At 54.5% G+C, this 26,151-nt stretch carries 29 protein-coding genes and 2 tRNA genes; 29 read left to right on the top strand and 2 right to left on the bottom strand.

Features of this window, described 5'->3' with window-relative positions; all coding sequences use genetic code 11:
- Position 1: 1 nt before the first annotated feature.
- The 28 genes from lpxK (at position 2) to C6362_RS01655 (ending at position 24,268) form a co-directional block, all read left to right on the top strand.
- Complete coding sequence (gene lpxK / locus C6362_RS01790; RefSeq protein ID WP_014015058.1) at positions 2-1,147, top strand: tetraacyldisaccharide 4'-kinase; 1,146 nt, start codon at positions 2-4, stop codon at positions 1,145-1,147.
- Positions 1,144-1,893 (top strand): 3-deoxy-manno-octulosonate cytidylyltransferase, encoded by a 750-nt coding sequence (gene kdsB / locus C6362_RS01785; protein WP_014015057.1) that lies wholly within the window; start codon positions 1,144-1,146, stop codon positions 1,891-1,893. Before lpxK ends, kdsB begins: the two co-directional genes overlap by 4 nt.
- Before the next feature lie 3 nt (positions 1,894-1,896).
- Positions 1,897-2,742, top strand: coding sequence for a 3-deoxy-8-phosphooctulonate synthase (gene kdsA / locus C6362_RS01780; RefSeq protein ID WP_014015056.1), 846 nt, complete (start codon positions 1,897-1,899; stop codon positions 2,740-2,742).
- A gap of 28 nt (positions 2,743-2,770) precedes the next feature.
- The gene (locus C6362_RS01775; protein ID WP_027894710.1) at positions 2,771-3,742 is read left to right on the top strand and encodes a KpsF/GutQ family sugar-phosphate isomerase; all 972 of its coding nucleotides are present in this window, start codon (positions 2,771-2,773) and stop codon (positions 3,740-3,742) included.
- Complete coding sequence (locus C6362_RS01770) at positions 3,742-4,278, top strand: KdsC family phosphatase (RefSeq protein WP_014015054.1); 537 nt, start codon at positions 3,742-3,744, stop codon at positions 4,276-4,278. The genes C6362_RS01775 and C6362_RS01770 overlap by 1 nt, the downstream gene beginning before the upstream one ends.
- Positions 4,279-4,296: 18 nt before the next feature.
- The gene (locus tag C6362_RS01765; RefSeq protein WP_014015053.1) at positions 4,297-5,235 is read left to right on the top strand and encodes a lysophospholipid acyltransferase family protein; all 939 of its coding nucleotides are present in this window, start codon (positions 4,297-4,299) and stop codon (positions 5,233-5,235) included.
- The gene (gene lptC, locus C6362_RS01760; RefSeq protein WP_014015052.1) at positions 5,207-5,761 is read left to right on the top strand and encodes an LPS export ABC transporter periplasmic protein LptC; all 555 of its coding nucleotides are present in this window, start codon (positions 5,207-5,209) and stop codon (positions 5,759-5,761) included. Before C6362_RS01765 ends, lptC begins: the two co-directional genes overlap by 29 nt.
- Before the next feature lie 2 nt (positions 5,762-5,763).
- Positions 5,764-6,507 carry an LptA/OstA family protein gene (locus C6362_RS01755; protein WP_014015051.1) on the top strand — a complete coding sequence of 248 codons (744 nt, stop codon included), beginning with the start codon at positions 5,764-5,766 and terminating at the stop codon, positions 6,505-6,507.
- A 15-nt stretch (positions 6,508-6,522) separates the two neighbouring features.
- Entirely contained in the window at positions 6,523-7,242 is a 720-nt protein-coding gene (gene lptB / locus C6362_RS01750; protein WP_014015050.1) for an LPS export ABC transporter ATP-binding protein, read from the top strand.
- 13 nt (positions 7,243-7,255) lie between these two features.
- Positions 7,256-8,344: an LPS export ABC transporter permease LptG gene (gene lptG / locus C6362_RS01745; RefSeq protein ID WP_014015049.1), complete on the top strand. Its 1,089-nt coding sequence runs from the start codon at positions 7,256-7,258 to the stop codon at positions 8,342-8,344.
- Between the two features lie 285 nt (positions 8,345-8,629).
- Entirely contained in the window at positions 8,630-9,889 is a 1,260-nt protein-coding gene (locus tag C6362_RS01740; RefSeq protein WP_014015048.1) for a DUF3084 domain-containing protein, read from the top strand.
- A gap of 12 nt (positions 9,890-9,901) precedes the next feature.
- Positions 9,902-10,321 carry a RuvC family protein gene (locus tag C6362_RS01735; protein WP_014015047.1) on the top strand — a complete coding sequence of 140 codons (420 nt, stop codon included), beginning with the start codon at positions 9,902-9,904 and terminating at the stop codon, positions 10,319-10,321.
- Positions 10,318-11,154 carry a YitT family protein gene (locus C6362_RS01730; RefSeq protein ID WP_014015046.1) on the top strand — a complete coding sequence of 279 codons (837 nt, stop codon included), beginning with the start codon at positions 10,318-10,320 and terminating at the stop codon, positions 11,152-11,154. The genes C6362_RS01735 and C6362_RS01730 overlap by 4 nt, the downstream gene beginning before the upstream one ends.
- Before the next feature lie 143 nt (positions 11,155-11,297).
- Positions 11,298-11,528, top strand: a complete 231-nt coding sequence (locus tag C6362_RS01725) for a YdbC family protein (RefSeq protein ID WP_014015045.1) — start codon at positions 11,298-11,300, stop codon at positions 11,526-11,528.
- A 150-nt stretch (positions 11,529-11,678) separates the two neighbouring features.
- Complete coding sequence (fapR, locus tag C6362_RS01720) at positions 11,679-12,221, top strand: transcription factor FapR (protein WP_014015044.1); 543 nt, start codon at positions 11,679-11,681, stop codon at positions 12,219-12,221.
- Positions 12,222-12,236: 15 nt separating this feature from the next.
- Entirely contained in the window at positions 12,237-13,262 is a 1,026-nt protein-coding gene (gene plsX / locus C6362_RS01715; protein ID WP_014015043.1) for a phosphate acyltransferase PlsX, read from the top strand.
- Complete coding sequence (locus C6362_RS01710) at positions 13,246-14,241, top strand: beta-ketoacyl-ACP synthase III (RefSeq protein ID WP_014015042.1); 996 nt, start codon at positions 13,246-13,248, stop codon at positions 14,239-14,241. Before plsX ends, C6362_RS01710 begins: the two co-directional genes overlap by 17 nt.
- A 26-nt stretch (positions 14,242-14,267) precedes the next feature.
- Complete coding sequence (gene fabD, locus C6362_RS01705; protein ID WP_173364618.1) at positions 14,268-15,209, top strand: ACP S-malonyltransferase; 942 nt, start codon at positions 14,268-14,270, stop codon at positions 15,207-15,209.
- Position 15,210: 1 nt separating this feature from the next.
- Entirely contained in the window at positions 15,211-15,954 is a 744-nt protein-coding gene (fabG, locus tag C6362_RS01700) for a 3-oxoacyl-[acyl-carrier-protein] reductase (RefSeq protein ID WP_014015040.1), read from the top strand.
- Positions 15,955-15,992: 38 nt separating this feature from the next.
- Positions 15,993-16,238 (top strand): acyl carrier protein, encoded by a 246-nt coding sequence (locus C6362_RS01695; RefSeq protein ID WP_014015039.1) that lies wholly within the window; start codon positions 15,993-15,995, stop codon positions 16,236-16,238.
- A 76-nt stretch (positions 16,239-16,314) separates the two neighbouring features.
- Positions 16,315-17,271: an NAD(P)H-dependent flavin oxidoreductase gene (locus C6362_RS01690; protein ID WP_014015038.1), complete on the top strand. Its 957-nt coding sequence runs from the start codon at positions 16,315-16,317 to the stop codon at positions 17,269-17,271.
- A 32-nt stretch (positions 17,272-17,303) separates the two neighbouring features.
- Entirely contained in the window at positions 17,304-18,557 is a 1,254-nt protein-coding gene (gene fabF, locus C6362_RS01685) for a beta-ketoacyl-ACP synthase II (RefSeq protein ID WP_014015037.1), read from the top strand.
- 17 nt (positions 18,558-18,574) lie between these two features.
- Positions 18,575-19,291, top strand: coding sequence for a ribonuclease III (gene rnc, locus C6362_RS01680; protein WP_014015036.1), 717 nt, complete (start codon positions 18,575-18,577; stop codon positions 19,289-19,291).
- A 115-nt stretch (positions 19,292-19,406) separates the two neighbouring features.
- Positions 19,407-20,462, top strand: coding sequence for an elongator complex protein 3 (locus tag C6362_RS01675; RefSeq protein WP_014015035.1), 1,056 nt, complete (start codon positions 19,407-19,409; stop codon positions 20,460-20,462).
- A gap of 65 nt (positions 20,463-20,527) precedes the next feature.
- Complete coding sequence (locus C6362_RS01670) at positions 20,528-21,877, top strand: pyruvate carboxylase subunit B (RefSeq protein WP_014015034.1); 1,350 nt, start codon at positions 20,528-20,530, stop codon at positions 21,875-21,877.
- A gap of 44 nt (positions 21,878-21,921) precedes the next feature.
- A tRNA-Pro gene (locus tag C6362_RS01665) sits at positions 21,922-21,998 on the top strand.
- A 283-nt stretch (positions 21,999-22,281) separates the two neighbouring features.
- On the top strand, positions 22,282-23,442 hold the full coding sequence (locus C6362_RS01660; RefSeq protein ID WP_014015033.1) for an acyl-CoA dehydrogenase family protein: 1,161 nt from the start codon (positions 22,282-22,284) through the stop codon (positions 23,440-23,442).
- 28 nt (positions 23,443-23,470) lie between these two features.
- A complete protein-coding gene (locus C6362_RS01655) occupies positions 23,471-24,268 on the top strand; it encodes an HAD-IIA family hydrolase (RefSeq protein ID WP_014015032.1) in 798 nt (265 codons plus the stop codon).
- A gap of 39 nt (positions 24,269-24,307) precedes the next feature.
- On the opposite strand, the gene C6362_RS01650 is transcribed toward C6362_RS01655, so the two are convergent.
- The gene (locus C6362_RS01650) at positions 24,308-24,850 is read right to left on the bottom strand and encodes a phosphatase PAP2 family protein (protein WP_014015031.1); all 543 of its coding nucleotides are present in this window, start codon (positions 24,848-24,850) and stop codon (positions 24,308-24,310) included.
- A 196-nt stretch (positions 24,851-25,046) separates the two neighbouring features.
- Between C6362_RS01650 and C6362_RS01645 the strand changes: the two genes are divergently transcribed.
- Complete coding sequence (locus C6362_RS01645; protein WP_014015030.1) at positions 25,047-25,502, top strand: flavodoxin family protein; 456 nt, start codon at positions 25,047-25,049, stop codon at positions 25,500-25,502.
- A 238-nt stretch (positions 25,503-25,740) separates the two neighbouring features.
- Here the strand turns inward: C6362_RS01645 and C6362_RS01640 are convergent.
- Positions 25,741-25,816, bottom strand: a tRNA-Ala gene (locus tag C6362_RS01640).
- Positions 25,817-26,151: the final 335 nt, after the last annotated feature.

Below are 26,151 nucleotides of genomic sequence, written 5' to 3'. Positions count from 1 at the left end.
CATGTCTTTTCGCAACTGGGCAACGGCCTATTTCCATTACCTCACCGGCAGCGGTCCGCATCGCTGCTGGGACTGTCCGGCCCTGGCCCTGCTGAGCGGGGCGTCCTGGCTGTATCGGAAAGGCGTCCTGGCCAAGTATCATTCCATCGCTTCTCATCCGGAACGGCAGGAACACGTGCCGGCCGTCGTCATCAGCCTGGGCAATATCACTGTCGGCGGTACGGGTAAGACGCCGACAGCGTGTATGCTGGCCCGGCGCCTGCAGGCCCAGGGCTGGCGCGTAGCCCTGCTCAACCGGGGCTACCGCTCCCAGCGGGAACAGGGCGGGGCTGCCGTCATGTCCGACGGGCAGCACGTCCTGCTGACGGCTGAAGAAGGCGGCGATGAAGCCTGCCTTATGGCCCGCAGCCTGCCAGGTGTTCCCGTCCTCGTCGGCCGCCATCGGGCCGCCGGCGGCCGTCTGGCTGTCGAACGCTTCGGGACGCAGGTCCTCCTCCTCGACGACGGCTTCCAGCACTGGCAGCTGTACCGGGACTTGGACATCGTCCTCGTCGACGGAACCAATCCGTTCGGCAACGGCCACGTCCTGCCGCGGGGAATCCTGCGGGAACCGCTGGAACAGCTGGCACGGGCCGGCGCCTTCATCATTACGAAAAGGGACCAGATTTCCCAGGACCGGGCGGATGCCATTGTCCGTCAGCTGCGGCAGTACAACCGGCAAGCGCCGGTGGCCATGGCCATCCACAAGCCGTCGCGCTGCCTGTCCTTTGCCGCCTGGCACGAAGGCCGGAGCGATGGCGCCGGAGAGTTACGGCCCGACGGGCAGCCGGTCCTGGCCGTATCGGCCTTGGGCAATCCGGCCTCCTTTGAACGGACTTTGAGCGATGCCGGTTTTACCGTCACCGGTGCCATCCGCTATGAAGACCATCACCAGTACAGCCGCGACGATATCCGTCAGATGGCTGACCAGGCGGCGGCTGCCGGCTGCCCCCTGGTGACGACGGAAAAAGATGCCGTCAAGCTGCCGGCATCCCTCATCCATGAATACGACCTGCCACTGTACGTTTTGAGTATCACCATTGAAATCGTAGAAGGACAGGAGACAATAGATACGATTCTGCAAGCAGTATTGGAGGATAAACTATGAAATTTGTATGCATCATCCCATCGCGCTATGCATCGACGCGCCTGCCGGGCAAACCACTGTGCGATATTGCCGGCAAGCCCATGGTACAGCGCGTCTACGAACAGGCTGCCAAGGCCTCGAAACTGACGTCTGTCGTCGTTGCCGTAGACAATCCGAAAGTCTATGACACGGTCGTCACCTTCGGCGGCCATGCCGTCATGACCCGGGAAGACCACGCCAATGGTACGGACCGCCTGGCCGAAGCGGTCGGTCATTTTCCCGATGCCGACGTCATCGTCAATGTCCAGGGCGACGAACCGCTCATCGCGCCGGACGTCATCGACGACTTGTGCCGGGCCTTTGAAGCGGAACCGGACCTGACCATGGCTACCGTCGCTGCGCCTTTGCAGGAAGACGAATACGACGACCCGAGTGCCGTCAAAGTCGTCCTCAACCAGAAGGATGAAGCCATGTATTTTTCGCGCTCCCTCATCCCGTACCCGCGCCACTCCTTTGAAGAAGGGGGAATTCAGCCCTATAAGCACATCGGTATCTATGCCTATCGCCGGGACTTCCTCCTGCAGTACGCGGCCATGGAACAGACGCCGGCAGAAAAAGTCGAGTCCCTGGAACAGTTGCGGGTTCTCGAAAATGGTTATAAGATAAAAGTAATAAAGACTCATCACCAATTCATCGGTATCGATACGCCGGATGACCTGGAACACATCCGCCGTTATTTTGCCGAATCTGCTCATAAAGGGGAATAGACTATGGAAAAAGTGAAACAAATTCAGGTTGGCAGCCAGACCGTCGGCGGCGATGGCAAGCTTTTCGTCATGGCCGGCCCGTGCGTCATCGAAGACCCGGAACGGACCCTGGCCATTGGCAAGGCCATGAAGGCTATCTGCGAAAAATTGGGCCTGACCTATATCTTCAAGGCTTCTTTTGATAAGGCGAACCGCTCGTCCTATACGTCGTACCGCGGACCGGGCCTGACAGAAGGACTGCGCATCCTGGCCGATATCAAGAAAGAACTCCAGGTCCCCGTCGTCAGCGATATCCACGAAACCTGCCAGGCCGAAGCGGCTGCGGAAGTCCTGGACGTCATCCAGATCCCGGCCTTCCTCTGCCGCCAGACCGATTTATTAGAAGCCGCTGCGGCTACGGGGAAATGCGTCAACGTCAAGAAAGGCCAGTTCCTGGCACCGGAAGACATGAAGAACGTCGTCGCCAAGATCGAACACGCCGGCAATGAAAACATCATGCTCACCGAACGGGGCATCAACCTGGGTTATCACAACCTGGTCGTCGACATGCGGTCCTTCCCGATCATGCGAAGCTTCGGCTATCCCGTCGTCTTCGATGCGACCCACAGCGTCCAGCTGCCCGGCGGAGCCGGCACGAAATCGGCCGGCCAGCGCCAGTTCGTCGGCAACCTGGCACGGGCCGCTGCTGGCGCCGGTATCGACGGCGTTTTCATGGAAGTCCACGATAACCCGGCCGAAGCCCTCAGCGATGGGCCGAACATGCTGTACTTATCGCAGGTCGAAGGCGTCCTCCGCGATATGGCAGCCATCAACGAAATCGCCCAGCGAAGCGTAAGCACGGATAAATAAGCACGGGCAAGAAGGAGACGAAATCATGATGGATATTTTAGAAGAAGCAAAAGACGTGCTCCATCAGGAAGCACAAGGCATTGAAAAGTTGATTCCTACGCTCAATCAAAATTTCGTCAATGCCGTCAACATGATTATGAAATCGAAGGGCCGGGTCATCGTCACGGGCATGGGGAAATCCGGCCACATTGCCCGCAAAGTATCGGCGACGCTGTCCAGTACGGGGACGCCGTCTATTTTCCTCCATCCGGCCGAAGCCATCCACGGCGACTTGGGCATGGTCACGTCCGATGATGTCGTACTGGCCTTTTCGAACAGCGGGGAAACCGTAGAAATCCTCAACATCCTGCCGTCGCTCAAGCGTATCGGTGCCAAACTCATCACCGTCGTCGGCAACCACAATTCGACGCTGGCCAAGCACGCCGACATCATCCTCGACGCATCCGTAGAAAAAGAAGCCTGCCCGCTGGGACTGGCTCCGACGACGAGTACGACGGCTGCCCTGGCCTTGGGTGATGCCCTGGCAGTGGTCCTCTTGACGCAGCATCATTTCACGAAGGAACAGTTCGGCATCTTCCATCCCGGCGGAGCCTTGGGCAAGAAGCTCCTGCTCACCGTCGACGATGTCATGCATAAAGGCCAGGATAATCCTGTCGTCAGCGAAGACAGCATCGTCCAGGATGCCCTCTTCCTCATGACGGAAAAAGGCCTGGGTGCCGTATCTGTCGTCGATGAAGACGGTAAGCTCGTCGGCCTGGTCACTGACGGCGACGTCCGCCGCGGCCTGGAAACGGGCTCCAATTTCCTCCAGTGGCCTGTCGATGCCATGATGACCAAGAACCCGCGGGTCATTGCCAACCATAAACTTGCGACGGAAGCCCTGCACATCATGGAAAAGAACCAGCCCCGTCCGATTACGGTACTGCCCGTCGTCGACAAGGACGATAAAGTTGTCGGCATGATCCATATTACCGATTTGCTGCGGCAGGGAGTGGTCTGATGAGCTTTTTGACACATATCAAGATGCTGGCCCTCGACGTCGATGGCGTCATGACCGACGGCATCATCTATTACAGCCCGTCCGGCGATGCCATGAAGGGCTTTTCCGCCCGCGACGGCATGGGCATTTCCCTCATCCGGGCTGCCGGCCTCAAGACGGCCCTGGTCACGGGACGCCGGTCGCCCATGGTCGAACAGCGGGCGAAAGACCTGCATATCGACTACGTCCTGCAGGACTGCTCGCGCAAGCTCCTGGCCATGCAGCAGTTGTGCAGTGAAATCGGCCTGTCCCTCGACGAAGTGGCCTATATGGGCGACGACTTGAATGACGTCGAGCTTATTGCCAATGCCGGTTTCGGTGCAGCGCCCCTCGATGCCTGCGAAGAAGCCCGGCGGTCGGCCGCTTTCGTTTCGGCCTATCCTGGCGGCCACGGGGCCCTGCGGGAATTTGCCGAATATATCTTGAAGAGCCAGCATGTCTGGGACAAGGTCCTGAGCCGTTATTTAGGCGATGGGAGCCTTACGTTGCGCCAATAGGAAAGGAGAGTCTGTATTGTGAGTAAGGAATGGCAGTACCATGCTGCGCGCGGATTTGGCAAGATCCTCTGTCATCTGCCCTATCCGTTTATCATTTCCTTGGGTCGCAAACTAGGCCCTCTCGTAGGAAAGTTGATGAAGAAGCAGCGCAACCGTGGGATTTTCCAGATCCAGCGCGGCCTGGAATGTAGCCGGGAAGAAGCGGAACGCATCATGACCGAAGTCTTTCGCAACCTCGGCCAGTCGCTCATGGAAATCCTCTATACGCCTAATCTGAACCCCGGGAATATCCGCGACTATGTCACCCTGGAACATCCGGAACGCCTCGATGAGGCCGTGAAGGAAGGGAAGGGCGTCATCGTCCTGACGGCCCATATGGGCAACTGGGAATGGCTCGGCGCCCTGGCCATGTACGGCTATCCGGCGTCGACCATCGTCAAGAATCAGGCCAACGACGCCGTCACGCGCCTGCTCAACGAAAACCGTGAAGGCATGGGGCTGGAAGTCTTTGCCCGCGGCGGCAATGAAATGATCATCGCTGCCCGTGCCTTGAAGCGCAAGAAGCTCCTGGGCTTCCTGGCCGACCAGGACGGCGGCTTCCACGGCGTTCCTCAGCCGTTCTTGGGCAAGATGAGCTCGACGCCTAAGGGGCCGGCCATGTTTGCCCAGAAATTCCATTCCCCCATCGTGCCGGTCTTTCCCGTCCATGACGAAAACCATCGGACCCATTTGATGATCGGCGAGGTCATGCACTTTGAAGATACGGGGAATAAAGAAGAAGATATTGCCCGCATGACCCGCAAGATGGCTGTGGTCACAGAGCAATTCATCAAAGAACATCCGACAGAATGGCTGTGGTTCCAGCACCGCTGGAGTACAGAACCGGAAGAAATCATAGCGTTGCAGCAGAAACCGGAGGCGCATACCGATGATAGCAGAAAAGCTGAAAAAGAATAAAATTTCCATCATTGCCGCCGTCGTCGTCATCGCCTTCGCCGTCATGCTCTACGTTTTCATGCATCCCCAGAAGACGGAAGACCCGATGGTCAGCCCGGATAAGCTCGTCGAATTTGAAGGGACGGAGCTGGAAGAAAAGAAGGAGGGCCAGCTCGTCTGGAAATTGACAGCCGATAAGATCCAGATCGACCCGGACACGCAGATCATGTATTTCACCAATCCCAAGGCCCTGGTCATCGCCGAAGACGGGACACAGATGACCATTACGTCGGATAAAGGCGTCGTCGACCGTCAGAAGCGGACCATCGAAATCAAACCGCCGGTCAAAGCGGAAACCGATAAGGGCGATACGTTGCAGACCGACGGCAGTGTGTATTATAATATGGATACGCGTATGATCAAAGGCGGCAAAGTCGTCATGGACCGCCATGATAAGACGTCGCTCAAAGCCGATGCCTTTGAAACGGACAGCAGCCTGACCAACGTAAAGCTGACTGGCCATGCGCAGGTGACAAAGGGAGAATGACTATGATGGAATTACTTGGAAAGAAACTGGCTGTGGCCGCCCTCCTGGGAGCCATGGTCCTGCCGGCCGTCGGCGCCGTGGCAGCGGATAACAATGGCAATCCTGCCGTATCCGTTACGGCAGACACGCTGGAATATAACGGCAAGACCCAGGTCGCTACGGCGACGGGCAATGTCGTCATCGTCCGCGACCAGGCTACGATGACCGGCAATAAAGCCGTCTACAACCTCAGGACGGCCGAAGCCGACATGGAAGGCAACGTATCGATTCAGCAACCGGATATGCAGCTCAACGCCGATAAAGTCCATTCTACGAATAAGAATTACGTCGTTGCTACCGGCAATGTCCGCGGCGTCTACGACGATAAGAAAGTCAATGGCGATAAAGTCGAATACTACCTCGACCAGGATTACGGCATCGTCACGGGCAACGGCTATCTCGAAGCCCAGGGGTCGCAGATGTGGGCTGACCATATCGATGCCTGGTTCAAACAGATAAAGGCCGTCGGTACGGGCAACGTCCACATCGAATCGCCAGCAGAAAACCTCGTCGCTTATGCCAACCAAGCCGTCTATACCCAGACACCAGGTCAGAATGACGGCGTCATTCGCTTGACGGGGAACGTCAATGCTACCCAGAATGGCAATTCCCTCAATGGTGACAACGTCGATATCCGCCTGGCCGATAATTCCGTCCAGACCCGGAGCCGGTCGACCATCGTCATCGTACCGGGCAGTAATCCGTAAGAGTAAGGGGTACCTATGTTTATTCAGACTGAAGATCTCGTAAAAGCGTATAAAGAACGGAATGCCGTCAACGGCGTCAGCATCCGCGTCGACCAAGGGCAGATTGTCGGCCTCCTGGGGCCGAACGGTGCCGGCAAGACGACGACGTTCTACATGATCGTCGGCATCGAACGGCCGACGGCGGGGAAAATCACCATCGACGGCAAGGACATCACCCGCCTCCCCATCCATAAGCGGGCCGCCTATGGCATCGGCTATCTGCCCCAGGAAGCGTCGATTTTCCGCAAGCTCACCGTCGAAGATAACCTCCTGGCCATGCTGGAGACGACGAAACTCAGCAAGAAGGAACAGCGTGAAAAGGCAGAGGCCTTGATGGAAGAATTTTCCATCACCCAGCTCCGCGACCGCCTGGGTATCCAGCTTTCCGGCGGCGAACGGCGCCGCGTCGAGATTGCCCGCTGCCTGGTCATGGACCCGGCATTCATCCTCCTCGATGAACCTTTTGCCGGCATCGACCCCCTGGCCGTCAACGATATCCAGGGCATCATCAGCCATTTGAAGAACCGCGGTATGGGCGTCCTCATTACCGACCACAACGTCCGGGAAACGCTGAGCATCGTCGATAAGGCCTATATTTTGAGTGAAGGGAAGATTCTCCTCGAAGGCAGCCCGGAAATGATTGCCAATGACCCGATAGCCAAGAAATTCTACTTAGGCGAAGAATTTAGGATGTAACAGGGAGTATGGAATGCGAATATTAGATAAGTATATATTAAAAGAATTTATTGGCCCCTTTTTGTTTGGCGTCTGTGCTTTTACAGCGGTCTTCGTCGGCACGGGGACGCTCTACCGTATTGCCAACTTAATCAACCAGTACGGGGCTTCGGCCTGGGCCGCGTTCCGCGTCTTCGTCCTGGCTATGCCGTCGATCATCGTCGTCACCTTTCCCATGTCTGTCCTCTTGGGATCGCTCATGGCCTTTGGCCGCTTGTCCAGCTCCAGTGAAATGATCGTCATGCGGGCTGGCGGGCAGAATTTCATCCGCCTGGCCATGCCGATCTTCGTGGCGGCTTTCTTCATTTCCATCGGGGCGACGGCCTTCAATGAATACGTCGTGCCTAAGGCCAATAATGCCTACAATACGATCATCAATGAAGAAATCAAACACAACGTCGCGCCGACGACGCAGGACCATATCATCATCAAGAATACCAAGGGATCGGATATCTCCAGCCTCATGTATGCCCGTCAATATGACGCCAATACGAAGCAGCTCAAGGATATTACCGTCCAGGAATTTGAAAATGATACGCTCATGCGCGTCGAACAGGCTGACCGGGCCGACTGGAACGGCCAGAAATGGATCATGCACGAAGGCATGATATACGACGTATCGGCCAATGAACAGACGACGCGGTCCTTGAAGTTCCAGAACCAGGCCCTGCCGATCACGCAGAAGCCGAATAAGATCAATGCGTCCCAGAAGAAACCAGATGAATTGACGATTCGCGAATTGCGGGAACAGATCAAGCTCCTGGACCAGAACTCGGTCAATACCAATAAGATGAAAGTCGAAATGTACAACCGCTTTGCCCTGCCCCTGGCCAGCCTGGTCTGTGCCATCGTCGGCGCTCCCCTGGGGATGCAGAAACAGCGCGGCAGTTCGTCCATCGGCTTCGGCATCAGCGTCGTCGTCATCTTTATTTACTATTCCATCATGACCCTGGGCAATGCCTTGGGCAACGGCGGCAAGATACCGCCGTACATCGCCGCCTTCCTGCCAGACATCATCTGCGGCATCGCCGGCGTCATCTTAGTCTATAGAAAATCGAAGTGAGGAAAAGGGTTTGTCGCATGACGACAAGCCCTTTTTGAGTTTGAAGTTTGAAGTTGAAAGTTTGATGTGGAGGGGACAAAATTTAAAAGCCATCGCCTCAAACATTTAAGAAAAAGGGGACCTAGCATGATGGTAGAAGCCTTCGTGCGGCAGCCCCTTTTTAGGGATTAGCAGTTAGGGGTTAGTTACGGACGGCTGACGGCTAGGGCAGGACGGCCCTTGCAGGCCAGGGCTGTTATAGGCTATAATATAATGATATAAAGATATGAGCAAAGGTGGTGTCTTATGGAATACGGATGGGTCATGCTGATCGTCTTGTCTGTTATGGGCGGGATTATCGCTTATCTCGGTGATAAGATCGGCTCCCGGGTAGGGAAACAGAAAATTAAATTATTCGGCTTGCGCCCGAAATATACGTCCATCCTGGTCACGATCCTGACGGGTATCAGCATTGCCGTCATCACCTTAGGCGTCATGTCTATTTTGTCGGAAAATGTCCGCATTGCCTTGTTCGGCATGCACCAGCTGCAGATGCAGAAGGCCCAGCTCGAAGCCCAGCGCGACGAACTGCTGCAGCAGGCTAAGGAGTTGGGGCAGGAATTGGATGACAAGAACAACCTCATCGCTTCCAATGAAGAATTGCTGAAGAAGCAGCAGGAACAACTGGATGGCAAGAACGAGGAAATCCGGACGACGCAGCTCGACTTGCAGCAGGCCCAGTCGGCCCGCGACGACAAGGCCCGTCAGCTGACGGTCATCCAGGTCGCCATGGACGAAGCCAAGAAGCAGCGCGACTCGGCCCTGGCCGACAGTGAAAAGGCCCGCCAGGACGTAGCTCTGCTGGAAGAAACGAAGCAGAAGATGATGAGCACCATCGACGTCCTCGACAAGCGTATCAAGCTGCTCAATGAAACGATGACTAATATCCGCGAAGGGACCGTCGTCTTCCGCGTCGGCGAAGTCCTGTCCAGTAATGTCCTCAACGGCGGCCTGAGCCAGGCCCAGACGAGGGAAGAACTGAGCCGAGCCATGAGCCAGACCAATACTATGATCTGCCGCCACCTCGGCGTCCGCGATGAAAATACAGTCCTCCTCTACATTTCGCCGGATGAGTTCAATGCCACTGTCGACGCCCTGCAGAAGGCCGGGAAGTCGCAGAAACTGGTCCGTATCATCGCCGCCGGCAACATCATGCTCGGCGAACCGGCCCTGGTCCACGTGGAAATGTATGACAACAACCTCATCTATCACCGCGGCGACGTCGTCTATGAAGAACGGCTGACGGCTCAGGAATTGTCGAACAATGCCGAATTACAGGTCATGCGCTTCCTCCATAACGTCAATCAGCAGGCCCAGGCGAAAGGCCTCCTGCCGAACCCTCTGACGGGGAATGTCGGGGCCCTGACGGCCACGGAAATGTTTGAAACCATCAGCAAGATAAAGAATCACGGCGGCTCCGATATCGTCCTCAAAGCCGTGACTGAAACCGATACCTACACGGCCGGCCCGTTGCAGATCGATATCCGCGTAGAAGCCGATGAATAAGGGGGAGATATTTTGATCTTTGCTATTGATCCTGGTTCGGAAAAGACCGGGACCGCTGTCGTCGCAGAAGATGGCAGCCTGGTTACCAAGGCCATCGTGCCAACGCCGGAGCTGGGCGATTATTTGAGCCGGGTTTATGAAACCCATCCCTTTTCCCACATCGTCATGGGCGACGGGACGAATCACAAGAAGCTGCAGCCCCTGGTCGAGCAGTGGATTGCCCGGGATCATCAGGATATCACCTTTTCCCTGACCGACGAGAAATTCACCACTGTCGAAGGGCGCAAGCTCTACTTCAAATACACGCCGCGCAGGGGCTGGCGCCGCTTCGTGCCCCTGTCCTTCCAGTATCCGCCGGAACCGGTCGATGATTTCGTCGCCTGGATTATCGGCCGCCGTTATTTAGCCAAACAACGAGGAGGAAATCCATGAAATATATCTTGCGTGCCCTGGGCCTGGCCTTTGGCGCTCTCATCTACACCATCGGCCTGGACGTCTTCCTGGTCCCGAACCACGTCATCGACGGCGGCGTCGTCGGCATCGCCCTCATGGCCGCGCAGCTGACGGGTATCAGTTTCAGCGTGTTCATCATCATCCTGAACATCCCGTTCTTCATCTTCGGCTATAAGAAGATAGGGGCCTTTTTTACGGTATCTTCGCTCTTTTCCATCCTCTGCCTGTCCGGGTGGAGCAATTTCATCCATTACGAACCGGTCACGTCGGACCCCTTCTTGTCGACCATTTACGGCGGCATCATCATTGGTCTCGGCGTGGGCCTCATCATCCGCTGGGGCGGCTCCCTGGACGGGACGGAAGTCCTGGCCATCATCGCCGACAGGCGCACGCCCTTTTCCGTCGGCGAGACGATCATGTTCTTCAACCTCTTCATCCTGGGCAGTTCGGGCTTCGTCTTCTCCTGGGACAGCGCCATGTATTCCCTGGTGGCATACTTCATCGCCTATAAGATGATCGACGTCGTCACCAACGGCCTCGACGAAATGAAGGGCATGCTCATCGTCACAGGCAAGCACGACCAAGTCACGGACTGCCTGACCAAAGACATGGGCCGCGCCGTGACCCTCATCAACGGCGAAGGCGCATACAAGCGGGAAAAGACGATGATTCTCTACTGCGTCGTGTCGCGCCTGGAAGTCACTAAGATCCGCGATGCCATTACCAGTGTCGACTCCAATGCCTTCGTCTCGGTCTTTGATATCAGCGAAGCGCACGGCGGCCTGTTTAAAAGACATAAAATGCATGGGTAAAAAGTCAAAAAAGGCTTGACATAATTGGCGAATCTGCTGTATTGACATACAGCGCATATTTGCTATTATATAAAATAATTGGGTTATAGCGTTAACCTGAAAATGACAACACAGGTGGGAGAACACCTATTGGGAGGTATACAATGGCACAGTTAAATTTCAATATCGAAGATATTTGCGGGACGCTGTCGGAAAATAAAGACGGCTGGCGCAAAGAACTGACGTACATCAGCTGGAACAATCGGGCTCCGAAATTCGACCTTCGCTCGTGGGACCCGGATTACCAGGCCATGACCAAAGGTATTACCATGACCAAGGAAGAACTGGAAAAACTGCGTGATGTATTGAACGAAATGGATTTCGATAAATACTAAGGAGTGATGAAGTATGCTTTCGGCAATTCAATGAGTTGAATGAAAAGAAAGCATACTTTTTTATTTTCCTTGCCAAATTTGTCAAAACATTATATAATCTCTAGTTGTATGTGCTGTTAGTACTTGGTAATAATTTCAAGGGTGAATGAAATGGTTCGTATAGCGAGAGAGAAGCGACATGCTTTATTACAGAAGCGGATTGAAGAAAATCCTTTCATAAATGACGAAGAATTAGCTGAAGAATTTTCTGTCAGCGTAGCGACAATCCGCCTGGACCGCATGGCTTTGGGGATACCTGAAATGCGCATCCGCATCCGCCAGAAAGCGGAAGCGGCGCAGCCGAAACTGCGCAATGCGACCGTCGTCGGTGAGCTCGTCGACTGCATCATCGGCAAGAACGCCATTTCGATCATGACGGCTACGGACGATATGGTCGACGAAGCTCACATCGTGCGCTCCCAATGCCTGTATGCCCAGGCCAGTTCCCTGGCGCGGACGGTATTGAACCTTCCTGTCTGCATTACGGCAGTAGCGAATATAAAATATAAACAGCCCGTCACCGTAGGCGATAAACTGATTGCCAAGGCCGAAGTCATGCGCCAGCGCGATCAGAAGTACTACGTATGGGTCACCATCCGGAAAATGCGTAAAGAAGTATTCCGGGCGAAATTTATTATAGAATCTTTGGAATAATGGAGCGGTAGTAGAATGAAAATAGCTGTAGATGCTATGGGCGGTGATTACGCACCGGAAGAGATTGTCCTCGGTGCCGTAGAAGCCGTCAAGGCATATGATTTTGATGTCGTCCTGGTAGGTGACGAAAAGAAAATACGCGGCGTCCTGACGAAATATGGCGCCAAAGAAAGCGACCGCCTGTCCATCGTCCACGCCAGCGAAGTCATTGAAATGGGCGAACATCCAGCCCAGGCCATCCGCCGCAAGAAAGACGCTTCCATCGTCGTGGCGACGCGGCTGGTCAAAGACGGCCTCTGCGATGCTGTCGTCGCCGCTGGCAGCACGGGCGCCGCTGTCACGGCGGCTCTCTTCGGGCTGGGGCGCATCAAAGGCATCGAACGGCCCTGTATCGCGACGCCTATCCCATCGAAGAAGGGCATTACGGTGCTCCTCGATTCCGGGGCCAATGCCAACAGTAAGCCGAAGCACCTCGTCGAAGGGGCTATCATGGGCTATCACTACGCCAAGTATATCCTGGGCGTAGAAAAGCCGACGGTCGGCCTGCTCAATATCGGCGAAGAAGCGTCGAAAGGCAATGAACTCTGCCAGAAGACGTATCCTATGCTGGAAAATTTGAAAACTATCTCTTTCTATGGTAACGTAGAAGGGAGAGACATACCGAAAGGCACGGTCGATGTCGTCGTCTGTGACGGCTTCGTCGGCAATGTCATCTTAAAATTTGGCGAAGGCATGGCCATGTTCATCATCCGCCTCGTCAGAGATACGATTAAAAACAGCGGCTTCATCGCTAAATTAGGGGCCTTAGCGGTTTACCCGGCGCTGAAATCGCTGAAGAAACGGCTTGATTTCACTGAGTACGGCGGTGCGCCGCTGCTCGGTGTCGATGGCAGCTTTATCATCTGTCATGGCAGTTCGAAAGCCAAGGCCATCAAGAACGCCGTCCGCGTTGCCGGAGAAGTGGCAGAACGGGACGTCGTCGGCCATATTCGTAAAAGTATAGAGGAAGAAGAGGTAGAACAGTATGATAGTGAAAGCTAATCCCGCTGGGATTCTTGGTACAGGTCACTGTGTACCTGATCAGGTATGGACGAATAAAGATTTAGAAAAAATGATGGATACATCCGATGAATGGATCCGCAGCCGTACAGGCATCGGCGCCCGTCACGTCGCTCCGAAAGGCGTCAATACGTCGGACCTGGCTACTAAAGCCGGCGAAGAAGCCTTGAAGAATGCCGGCATCAAAGCGGAAGATTTGAATTTGATCATCGTCTGCACGCTGACCCCGGACCGGGCCCTGCCGTCGACGGCCTGCAAAGTCCAGGCCAATCTCCACGCTGTCAATGCAGCGGCCTTCGATTTGGAAGCAGCCTGCTCGGGCTTTGCTTACGGCTCGATCATCGCTTCCCAGTTCATTGAAAATAAGATGTATAAATATATTTTGGTCATCGGTGCAGAAATCCTGACCCGCGTCGTCAACTGGAAAGACCGCTCGTCGTGCGTCCTCTTCGGAGATGGCGCCGGCGCTGCTGTCATCGGCCCGGTCCCCAGCGGCTATGGCATCCTCGGCGGTGCTATGGGTGCCGATGGGACAGGCGGTGATTTCCTGACCATCCCGGCCAGCGGTGTCGAAATGCCGCCGACCGATGCCCTGCGCGAAAACGGTATGGCCTATGCCAAGATGGACGGCAAAGAAGTCTATAAATTCGCCGTCAAAGCTATGCCTCACGCAGCTGAATTAGCCCTTAAACGCTCGGAACTGACGAAGGAAGACATCGACGTCCTTGTTCCCCATCAGGCCAACATCCGCATCATCCAGTCTGCGGCAAAACGGCTCCATGTACCGATGGAAAAAGTCTTCGTCAACATCGAGAAATATGCGAATACATCCGGCGCTTCCATTCCTATCGCCTTGGATGAAGCCGTTCACGCAGGCATGATCCACCGCGGCGATATCGTCTGCCTGGATGGATTCGGAGCCGGTCTGACCTGGGCCAGCTTAGTTATGAAATGGTATTGATTTTTTTACGAGAGGTGTGACTGATGATGAAAAAGGCATTTGTTTTCCCCGGCCAGGGTGCCCAGAAAGTCGGCATGGTCAAAGATTTATACGATGCATATCCCGTGGTCAAACAGCTTTTTGAAGAAGCTGACGACGCATTGGGCTTTTCCTTGACCAAGCTCTGCTTCGAAGGTCCCGATGAAGAACTCATGAAGACCTATAATACACAGCCGGCTATCCTCACGGCCAGCACGGCCTGCTGCCGCGTTCTCGCCCAGGAAGGGCTGACACCGGACATCGCTGCCGGCCACAGCCTCGGCGAATATTCGGCCCTCGTCGCTGCCGGCGCCCTGACCTTTGCCGACGCCGTCCGCACCGTCCGCCTCCGCGGCCAGTTCATGCAGGAAGCCGTGCCTCTCGGTGAAGGCGGCATGGCCGCTATCCTCGGCCTGGCTGAAGATAAGATCAAAGAAATCTGCGCTCAGATTTCGGCCCAGGGCGGCACCGTCCAGGCTGTCAACTTCAACTGCCCCGGCCAGATCGTCATCGCCGGCAGCACCAAAGCCGTCGAAGAAGCGGCTGCGGCTATGAAGGAAGCCGGTGCCAAACGGGCTATCCTCCTCCACGTCAGTGCGCCTTTCCACAGCACCCTCATGGAACCGGCAGCCAAACGCCTGGCAGAAGTCCTCGATGACATCACCATTTCCGATGCCAAGATCCCTGTCGTTGCCAACGTCAACGGCCAGATCGAAACATCGGCTGCCGATATCAAGGCCAACCTGGTCAAACAGGCTGCCAGCCCGGTCCTCTGGATCGACTGCACGAAAGCCATGCAGGCCTTTGGTGCCGAAACCTTCGTCGAAGTCGGTCCGGGCAAGACTTTGTGCGGGTTCAACCGGAAAATCGACCGCAAAATCCACAGCGAGAATGTAGAAGATATTCCTTCCTTGCAGAAAACGCTTGAATTTTTCCAGGAGGTTCGATAAAATGCACTTAACAGGGAAAACTGCAATCGTCACTGGCGGCTCCCGCGGCATCGGCCGCGCCGTTGCCCTGGCCCTGGCTGAAGCCGGCGCCAGCGTCGCCATCATCTATGCCGGCAATACGAAGGCTGCTGAAGAAACGAAGCAGGCCGTCGAAGAAAAAGGCGTCCAGGCCATGGCCATCCAGTGCGATGTCTCTGATGAAAAAGCGGTTGCCGATATGGTAAAAGCGGTCAAGAAAGAATGGGGCCGCGTCGATATTTTAGTCAATAATGCGGGCATCACCCGCGACGGGCTGCTCATGATCATGAAAGAAGAAGATTGGCAGGCCGTCCTCAATACCAACCTCAACGGGGCCTTCCACTGCACCAAGGCCGTATCGCGGCTGATGATGAAACAGCGCAGTGGTTCGATCATCAACATTACGTCCGTCGTCGGTGAAACGGGCAATGCCGGCCAGGCCAATTACGCCGCTGCCAAAGCCGGCCTCATCGGCTTCACCAAATCCGTCGCCAAGGAACTGGCATCGCGCAACATCCGCTGCAATGCCGTCGCTCCCGGCTGCATCGCAACGGATATGACCGCTGTCCTCGGTGAAGAAGCCGTCGATGCTATGGTCAAGACCATTCCCATGGGCCGCGTGGCCCAGCCGGAAGAAGTGGCGAAAGCCGTCTTGTTCCTGGCATCGGATGACGCCAGCTATATTACCGGCCAGACCCTCAATGTCGATGGCGGCATGGTAATGTAATAGAGAAAATATACTCCATTGAAAGGGGGTGAATGGAAATGAGCGAACAGGATACTTTTGAAAAAGTTAAGAGCATTGTTGTTGAACAGTTAGGCGTTGACGAAAAAGAAGTCAAAATGGACGCTGCTTACATCGATGATTTAGGCGCTGATTCCTTGGACATTGTTGAACTTATCATGGCTTTCGAAGAAGAATTCAATATCGAAATCCCTGATGATGTTGCCGAAAAAATCAAAACTGTCAAAGATACAGTTGATTACATTGAAAAGGAAAAGAAAGCGTAAGTACGCAATAAGAGCCCGAAGGGGGAGGCATGTTGCATGTCTTCCCCTCCCGGTATCTTGAATGGAGGAAAACAGAGTGAAGCTGCCAGAATTAAGAATAGGCAAGCTCGTAGCAAAGGTGCCAATCATTCAGGGCGGCATGGCCATCCGTTTGTCCACAGCCCGGTTGGCTGCAGCCGTAGCCAATGAAGGCGGTATCGGCCTTATTGCGGCATCTGGCATGCCTTTTGACGAATTGCGACATGAAATTAAATTAGCCAGAAAATTATCTCCTCATGGAATCATAGGTATAAACGTAATGGTTGCAGCCCGTGAATTCAAGGGTATCGTGACCACTGCTATTGAAGAAGGAATCGATCTGGTTGTGGCAGGCGCAGGCTTTTCCCGGGACATGTTCGCCTGGGGCAAAGCATCGGGCACGCCTATTGTCCCTATTGTGTCTTCTGCCAAACTAGCTAAAATATCCCAATCCCTGGGTGCTTCGGCCGTCGTCGTCGAAGGTGCAGAAGCAGGCGGGCATTTGGGAACTAACCGTTCGAGCCGTCTCATCGTGCCGGAAGTCCGCGCTGCCGTCGACATCCCTGTCATCGGTGCCGGCGGGGTCTTGCATGGTGAAGATGTAGCAGAAATGCTGCGCCTCGGTGCCAATGGCGTCCAGATGGGCAGCCGTTTTGCCGCCAGTGTCGAATCGAACGGTGCTGATGAATTGAAGAAAGTCTATCTCCGGGCCAATAAACCGGAAGATTTTGTCCTCGTACACAGTCCTGTCGGCCTTCCCGGCCAGGCCATCCGCACGCCTTTCTCCGAACGGATCCTCCTGGGCACGGCGCCGAAACCGGAAACGTGTGACCAGTGTCTCAAGAAGTGCAGCCATAAGTACTGCATTATCCGGGCACTGACGCGGGCCCAGCAGGGCGACGTCGAAACAGGCCTGGTATTTTCCGGCAAGCGCATGATGGAAATCCACGACATCCTGCCGGTCAAGGATATATTTGCGAATATCAAACGGGAAATGGAAGCCATTCCCGACTGATTGGTGTTAACTTTTTTAATGAGGTGAAAACTTTGGAAAAACGCGTAGTAATTACCGGGTTAGGTGTCATTTCTCCTGTCGGCATCGGCAAGGATACCTTCTGGAATGCCCTGCTCAACGGCGAAAACGGCATCGGCCCCATTACCCACTTTGACACAACCGAATATGCTGCCCGCATTGCCGGCGAAGTCAAAGATTTTAACCCCGCTGACTACGGCATCGACCGTAAAGAAGCCCGCCACATGGATCCGTCTACTCAGTTCTCCGTAGCGGCTGCTAAATTGGCTCTCGACGATTCCAAAATCAATCTGGATGAAGAAGACCGCGACCGCATCGGTACGATCATCGGTACCGGCATTGGCGGTATGGAAACGCTCCACAACTTGTACAAAGGCTTGTTCGCCAAAGGTCCGTCCCGCGTCAATCCCTTCGTCGTACCGAAGATGATCGCCAACATGGCATCGGGCCAGGTATCGATCTTCTTTGGCCTCCAGGGCCATTGCGCCAGCGTCGTCACGGCTTGTGCTACGGGTACGAACTCCATCGGCGCTGCTTACCGCATGATCCAGCGCGGCGAACTCGACGCTGCCGTTGCCGGCGGTACGGAAGCCGCTGTTTCTCCGGGCGCTGTCGCCGGCTTTGCCGCTATGAAAGCCTTGAGCACGCGCAACGATGACCCGGCTCATGCATCGCGCCCCTTCGATAAAGACCGCGACGGTTTCGTCATGGGCGAAGGTGCTGGCGTCGTCTTCCTCGAAGAATTGGAACACGCTAAGAAACGCGGCGCTCACATCTACTGTGAAATCGGCGGTTATGGCAGCAATGCCGACGCTTACCACATCACCGCTCCGGCTCCGGAAGGCATCCAGCAGTCCAAGTGCATGGCCCTGGCTGTCAAAGACGCCGGCCTCCAGCCGGAAGACGTCGACTATGTCAACGCTCACGGCACGTCGACGCACCTCAATGACCTCAACGAATCGAAGGCCATTGCCCGCGTCTTCGGCGACCATGCCAAAGATATGCTCATCAGCTCAACGAAGTCCATGACAGGTCATCTCCTCGGCGCTGCCGGCGCTGTCGAAGCCATTGCCTGCGCCATGACCATCGAAACGGGCAAAGTCCATCCGACGATCAACCTCGTCGAACCGGAAGACGAATTGAAAGAACTGGGCCTCAACTATGTACCGAACAAAGCCGTAGAAGCCGACGTCAACGTCGCCATTTCCAACTCCTTCGGTTTCGGCGGTCACAATGCAACCCTGCTCTTCAAGAAGTACGCTGAATAATAAAGAAGACTGACCTGATGGATACAGAACGGAAACAACAGTTAGAACAATTCATACAGGTCCTGGGCCTCAAGGAATTCCATAACCTCCTCGTTTTGGACCAGGCCCTGACCCATTCTTCCTACGCCAATGAAAACAAGGCCAGCCATGGCTATTACAATGAACGCCTGGAATTTTTAGGCGATGCCATCCTGGACCTGGTCGTAGGGGAGTACCTGTTCCTTCATTATCCCAACATGCCCGAAGGGGAACTCTCTAAGGCCCGGGCCAGCGTCGTCAGCGAAACGCCGCTGGCTTCGGTCTGTGCCAAGTTCCACATGGGGGACTATATCCTCCTGGGCAAGGGGGAACTGGCTACGGGCGGCCGCACGCGGCCGAGCATCATGGCCGACGCCTTTGAAGCCGTCGTCGGTGCCATCTACATCGACAGTTCCTATGAAGAAGCACGGAAATTCATCCTTCACCAGCTCAAAGGCTACCTGGACCTAGTCAAGAGCGGCCATTATGAAAAAGACTATAAGACCCTCTTCCAGGAATACGTCCAGCAAGAAGGCCCGCAGCACATCGAATACGAACTGTGCCGCAGCGAAGGACCGGATCATGACAAGACCTTCTACATGGAAGTCAAGGTCAACGGCAAAGTCCTGGGCGAAGGATCGGGAAAAACAAAAAAAGACGCCGAACAACATGCAGCGCACACAGCACTCATGAAATTGAAAGGCGAAGAGTTTTGAGTGGCTAGTGATTCGTGGCTAGTGGCTAGTATTACGAACCACAAACCACGAACAACGAACCACTAAAAAAGGCGCTGTCTTCATGCGACAGCGCCTTTTTTTTACAGGAGGCCTCATGCAAACGTCTATTATCCCTATTTTCATTCCTCATATCGGCTGTCCTCATCGCTGTGTCTTTTGTAATCAGTGGCAGATTACCGGGCATAGAGGGGTTCCGTCGCCTGATGAGGTGCGCCGCCTCATTGCCTCTTATACGGCTTCGGCCCGGACGCCGCGCCGATGGGAAGTTGCCTTCTATGGCGGCAGTTTCACGGCTATTCCCGTAGAGATCCAGGAAGGCCTGCTGCAGCCGGCGCATGAAGCCCTTATGGCCGGTACCATTGACGGAATCCGCTGTTCGACCCGGCCGGACTGCATTACGCCGGCTATCTTGGAGCGCCTGCAAGGCTATGGCCTGACCTGTGTCGAACTGGGCGTCCAGTCCATGGATGATGATGTCCTCACAAAGGCCCGGCGGGGCCACACAGCAGGGGACGTCGTGGCGGCGACGGAACTCTTGCGGCAGTACGGCTTCACTGTCGGTCATCAGCTCATGCCCGGCCTGCCTGGGGAAGACTGGGACAGCCTGGTCCGGACGACAGACGCCATCTGCCGCCTCCAGCCGGATTTGGCCCGCATCTATCCCGTTGCCGTCCTCACCGGGACGGACCTGGCCGACAGCTGGCGGGCCGGCTGCTACCATGCCCTGACCATCCATGAAGGCGTCGTCCGGGCCGCCTATATGAAGCAACGCTTCCTGGAACAGGGCATAAATTGCATCCGGACGGGCCTGCAAGCCACGGAAGACCTGGATGACGACACGCAGGTCCTGGCCGGGGCCTATACGCCGGCTATGGGCGAATTAGTCGATACCCGCCGCTATGGCCGGCAGCTCCTGTCCTTCCTCCGCAGCCTGCCTGCTGGACCGGGCATCACCATTTGTTACAACCGGCGCGACACGTCCCGCGTCCGGGGCTATCGCAACGTCACCGTCAAGACGGCCCGCTGGAGCCTGCCTCATCGCCTGACCTGGCGCCAGGATGAGGTGCCCGTCGGTCATATCCGCGTCTGCCAGGGGCGGACAAGCTATGACCTCGATGTGAATAGCAAAACCGGTCCTACTATGATATAATAAAATAGTACGCATGATTTTCGCATCCAACCTTTGAAGATAAATACAATATTGGAGGAAATAGAATGGCAAGAGTAAAAATCACAGAAACGGTCCTTCGCGACGGCCACCAGTCCATTGCGGCCACGCGTATGCGCCTGCGCCAGATGCTGCCGGTCCTGGAAGCGATGGATGAAGTCGGCTATAATGCCCTGGAATGTTGGGGCGGCGCTACCTTTGATTCGTGTATGCGCTTCCTCGACGAAGACCCTTGGGAACGCCTGCGGACCATCAAGAAGCACGTCAAGAAGACGCCGCTGCAGATGCTGTTCCGCGGCCAGAATATCTTAGGCTACCGCCATTATGCCGACGACGTCGTCTACGAATTTGTCAACCGTGCCGTCGATAACGGCATTGACATCATCCGCGTCTTCGACGCTCTCAACGACCCGCGCAACCTGGAAGCATCCATCAAAGCGGCGAAAGATACGAAATCTGTCCATGTCCAGGGTGCCCTGGTCTACACCATCAGCCCTATCCATACGATGGAATCGTTCACCAAAGTCGCTAAAGAATTGCAGGATATGGGCGTCGACTCGATCTGCATCAAAGATATGTCCGGCCTGTTGTCGCCGTATGATGCCTACAACCTGATCCGCATGCTCAAGAAGCACTTGTCCGTCCCCATCGAACTGCACACGCACTGCACGTGCGGCCTCGGCGAAATGACCTACATGAAGGCCATCGAAGCCGGTGTCGATATCATTGATACGGCCTTGTCGCCGTTCGGTGAAATCACCAGCCAGCCGGCGACGGAATCAATGGTCATGTCCCTGCAACACAGCATTTACGATACGGACATCGACGTCGACCGCCTGTGGCCCATCGTCGACCACTTCAAGAACGTCCGCAAGGAACTGGAAGATGAATTTAAACTGACCATGCCCAGCCAAATCAACCCGGCTGTCCGCAAATACCAGATTCCCGGCGGCATGCTGACCAATCTCTACAATCAGCTCAAGGCCCAGGGCGCCGAAGACCGCTTCGACGAAGTCCTGGCCGAAATGCCCAACGTCCGCCGCGACCTCGGTTATCCGCCGCTGGTCACGCCGACCAGCCAGATTACCGGCTCGGCAGCGGCCCTGAACGTCCTCTACGGCCGCTATAAGATCGTCACCAACGAAGTCCGCGACATCGTCCGCGGCAAATACGGCCGCGTTCCCGGCAAGATTGACGAAAAATTCCGCAAGATGTGCATCGGCGACGAACCGGTCATCACCCATCGACCGGCTGACGACTTGGAACCGGAACTGGAAAAATCGAAGAAGGCCCTGGCTGATGAAGGCTTCCCCAATGCCAGCCCGGAAGACGTCCTGAGCTATACCTTGTTCCCGGAAGTCGCCCTGCCGTTTTTCCGCAAAAGAGATAACAAATAGACTATTGACAAGTCCCGTCGAATCAGTTAAAATAGAAAAGTCGACGGGACGTGGCGCAGCTTGGTAGCGCGCTTCCTTGGGGTGGAAGAGGTCGCGAGTTCAAATCTCGCCGTTCCGACCAAGACAAAAAAGAGAGGCTGTTATTAATATAACGGCCTCTCTTTTTTTGTTGTAGGGACTCGCACGTGGCGGGCCCGTTCCGGAATTTGGATAATTCTTCTGACAGACTAGTTGGGAAAAATCATACATATCCTGAAGCGGGCCGCACTTTGGGACGGCCCCTACGAACGGCTTGCTAGCCACTAACAGTTGCTTTTTTGGCCATTTCTGATAGAATGAAAATAAATAGTATAGTATATCCGCATTTGTCATCCGCTTATTTTCTGTCAGAGGAGGTTTTCATCATGGGTTATATTTTGAAGAAAGATCAGCAGGATCTGGTTAACTTGGCAAAGGATTTTGCTGAAAAGAAAGTGGCTCCCTTTGTTCATGAACTGGATCAGGCCAAGGAACCGGGCCAGAAATTGCTGGACATCTATCAGGAAGCCGTTGACATGGGCTTCTGCGGCCTGGAAATCCCGGAAGAATACGGCGGCCTGGGCCAGGATTACTACACCGTCGCAGCGGTCTATGAAGAACTGGCCAAAGTCGACGCCGGCGTCGCTACGGCTATCGCCGCTTCCGGCCTGGGCCTGAAACCGGTGCTTCAGCACGGCACGGACGCCCAGAAGAAGCTCTATGCCGAATACCTGACCGGCGAAAAGGGCAGCGGCTTCTGCGCTTTCTGCCTGACCGAAGCCAACGCTGGTTCCGATGCGGCAGCCGGGACGACCGTCGCTGTCAAACAGGGCGATGAATACGTATTGAACGGCACGAAATGCTTCATCACCAACGGCGGCGTCGCTTCGGTCTACACGGTCTTCGCCATCACCGACAAGACGAAAGGCGTCAAAGGCATTTCGGCCTTCATCGTCGAACGCGACCGCCCAGGCGTTTCCGTCGGCAAAGAAGAAGATAAGATGGGTATCCGCCTGTCCAATACGACGGAAGTCATCTTCCAGGACGTCCACATCCCGGCAGACCACCTCATCGGCCAGGAAGGGAAGGGCTTCATCTATGCCATGCAGACTTTGGACCTGGCCCGTCCTATGGTTGCCTCGTTGGCCGTCGGCATTGCTCAGCGGGCTATCGACGAATCGGTCAAATATGCTAAACAGCGCGTCACCTTCGGCAAACCGATCATTAAGCACGAAGTCATCGCCTTTAAACTGGCCGATATGGATATGAAGACCGAAGTCGCCCGTGCGTCGATCATCAACTTCCTCAACACGTACTATGCCGTACCGAAACGGAACTACACCCGCGAAGCCGCCATTGCCAAATGCTTTGCCGGTGACATAGCCGTCCAGGTCGCATTGGAAGCTGTCCAGATCCTTGGTGGCTTCGGTTACAGCCGGGAATATCCGGTAGAAAAACTCGTCCGCGATGCTAAGATCATGCAGATTTACGAAGGCACCAATGAAGTACAGCGCATGGTCATCGCCGGCTTCGTGGCAAATCAATAGCGTTCATCTATAAAGGGGGAATCAATTCATGAGGGATTTGAATATCATACGTTCTAAAAAGGGTTTCATCAGTGATATGGACGGTGTCATCTACCAAGGCAGCACCTTGATTCCAGGGGTAAAGGAATTTGTAAACTGGCTCCAGAAAGAAAAGAAGCAGTTCCTGTTCCTTACCAATTCTAGCGAACGGACTCCGCTGGAACTTCGAAAAAAGCTCCAGTCTATGGGACTGGATGTCGAGGAAAGTCATTTTTACACGAGTGCCCTGGCGACGGCTCATTTCCTGAAGACCCAGGCTCCAGGCTGCTCGGCTTACATCATCGGGGCCCACGGCTTGATCAATGCCCTTTATGAAGTCGGTATCCCCTTCAATGATGTCAATCCGGAATACGTAGTCGTCGGCGAAACGACAGGCTATAATTATGAAATGATCATCAAGGCGACCGAGCTGATCAACAAAGGGGCCAAGCTGATTGGCACCAACGGCGATATGACCAGCCCTAGCGACCGCGGCGTCATCCCGGCATGCCGGGCCTTGATTGCACCGATTGAACTGGCTACGGGGAAACAAGCCTACTTCATCGGCAAGCCCAATCCGTTGATGATGCGCACAGGCTTGAAAAAACTGGGCGTCCATTCTGAAGAAGCCGTCATGATTGGCGACCGGATGGATACGGATATCATCGGCGGGGTAGAATCGGGTATGGAAACCGTCTTGGTCATGAGCGGTGTCTCGAACCGGGAAAATATCCAACAGTTCTCCTACCAGCCCCATTATATCCTGGACCGGATCGGCGATTTAGTACCGAAAAAAGCAAAAGCTTAATTAAAAACTACAAACTTAATACTCAAAAATAGGCTGTCCTTAATAGGACAGCCTATTTTTGGCATACCCGCACATCTTCCAGGCGATATTCCCGATGAGGATGCCCAGGACCGCGCCGGTGAAGACGTCGCTGGGGAAGTGCATGAACAGATACATGCGGGAAATGGCGACGACACAGGCCAAGCCGTAGGCTGCCATGCCCAGGCGCCGGCGGAAACGGAACAAGACCGTTGCGCCAGCAAAGAAAAAGAAAGAATGGCCCGACGGGAAGGAATAGCTGATCGGGTATTTCAGCGTAGCCAGCGTCGGCGCATCGGGAATGACCAGATACGGCCGGATGCGCATGACGACGTGCTTGATGGCCACATCACCGACGAGGATGGCCAGGAAGACAGCGACGATGATGGAAATCGTGACCCACCGGCTCTGCCGTTTCCAAAGACCGCCAGCAGCCAGGATAGCCCAGAGCCAGATTGTATTGATCATCGTCGTGAACCAAGTCATGAACATATCCATGTGCGGCCCGGCCAGGTGGTGCAGCCCAAAGAGAATGTGAATATCCGTCGTCGTAATCCATTCCATAATAAGACTCCTTTCGTAGAAACAAAGGTCAGTATATCATGAATTGTACGATTAGGAAAATATATATATCGTTATCTTCCCATATGGAAAACATATTCTATGAGGTGTTGTAAATACAACAGCCTCCCGTCTTTTTCCATGGTATAGTACAGACATAGAAAGTGATGTCCATCCATAGGAAAGGAGCGTGGAAACTATGAAAGCCTTAGTACTGTATTCCTCCCAGACAGGGAGAGTTAAAAAATTAGCCGAAGCTATCCGTTCGGTCTTGCCTGCCAATACAGATTTCCTGCCCATGGAACAGGCCCCAGAAAACTTTGACGATTACGACATCGTCTTCGCCGGCGTCTGGTTCCTGAACCTGAAATTAGATAGTATCTCCCAAGCCGTCCTGCCGCGGCTCAAAGCCGGGAAAGTGGCCCTCTTTGCCATCATGCATCGCGACCTCTTCTCCGACGATATCTCCAAGAACCTGCGCAGCGCCGTAGAACTCCTGCCAGCCGGTGTCTGGGTCGCAGGGACCCATGTCGACTACGTAGCTGAATCCATGGCCAAGACGCCTTTGGGAGACAATGAATTATTTAACGTAGAATCGGTCAAAGACTTTGCCGAAAATACCTATTACCGTACCCAAACTGATAAGGTTGCCTGATTCGTTTACCAGAATCCCACTCCGGTAAAATAGTCAGATGCAAAGGGACCATCGCATAGCACTTTTGCTACTATGCGCGGTCCCTTTTCCTTAAAGCACGAATAAAAAAAACGACAGTTCCTGTTGCTGGTTACTGTCGTTTTTTTTATTGCTAACCCTAGTGCTAACCTTCTTCAGTTTTTCATGTAATAAAAAATAACCACGCGGCTCATGAACCGCGTGGTTATCGTATTCTTTATGGTGGAGATAAGGAGGATCGAACTCCTGACCTCTTGCATGCCATGCAAGCGCTCTCCCAGCTGAGCTATACCCCCATGTGTTTGGTACGAAAAATATTATAGCATGAACTATGGATTATTGTCAAGTTTCAAAGACTTTTTTCTTATTCAAGAAATTCCCATAATATGTTGACACCGTCGACGGTATTGTTTACCTTGAATTTGCAAATTGCATATATTATACTAAAAGAGGTCTGAATATGAATCTTGGGGGAGCTCCCTGGATTTGTTATATAGTAATATTAACGACCAACATGCGAGGGAGTTCGTGTGCCGGACTGAGAGGGTGCCAGAGACGCCGACCGTTATGTGGGAATCATAGTCCCTTTTTGTCGCATGGACTGGTTGTACGGAGAGGGACGCAGGGACCT

Source organism: Megasphaera elsdenii DSM 20460 (genome assembly GCF_003010495.1).
Classification (GTDB): Bacteria; Bacillota; Negativicutes; order Veillonellales; family Megasphaeraceae; genus Megasphaera; species Megasphaera elsdenii.
This window is presented reverse-complemented; position numbering and strand designations above follow the sequence as displayed.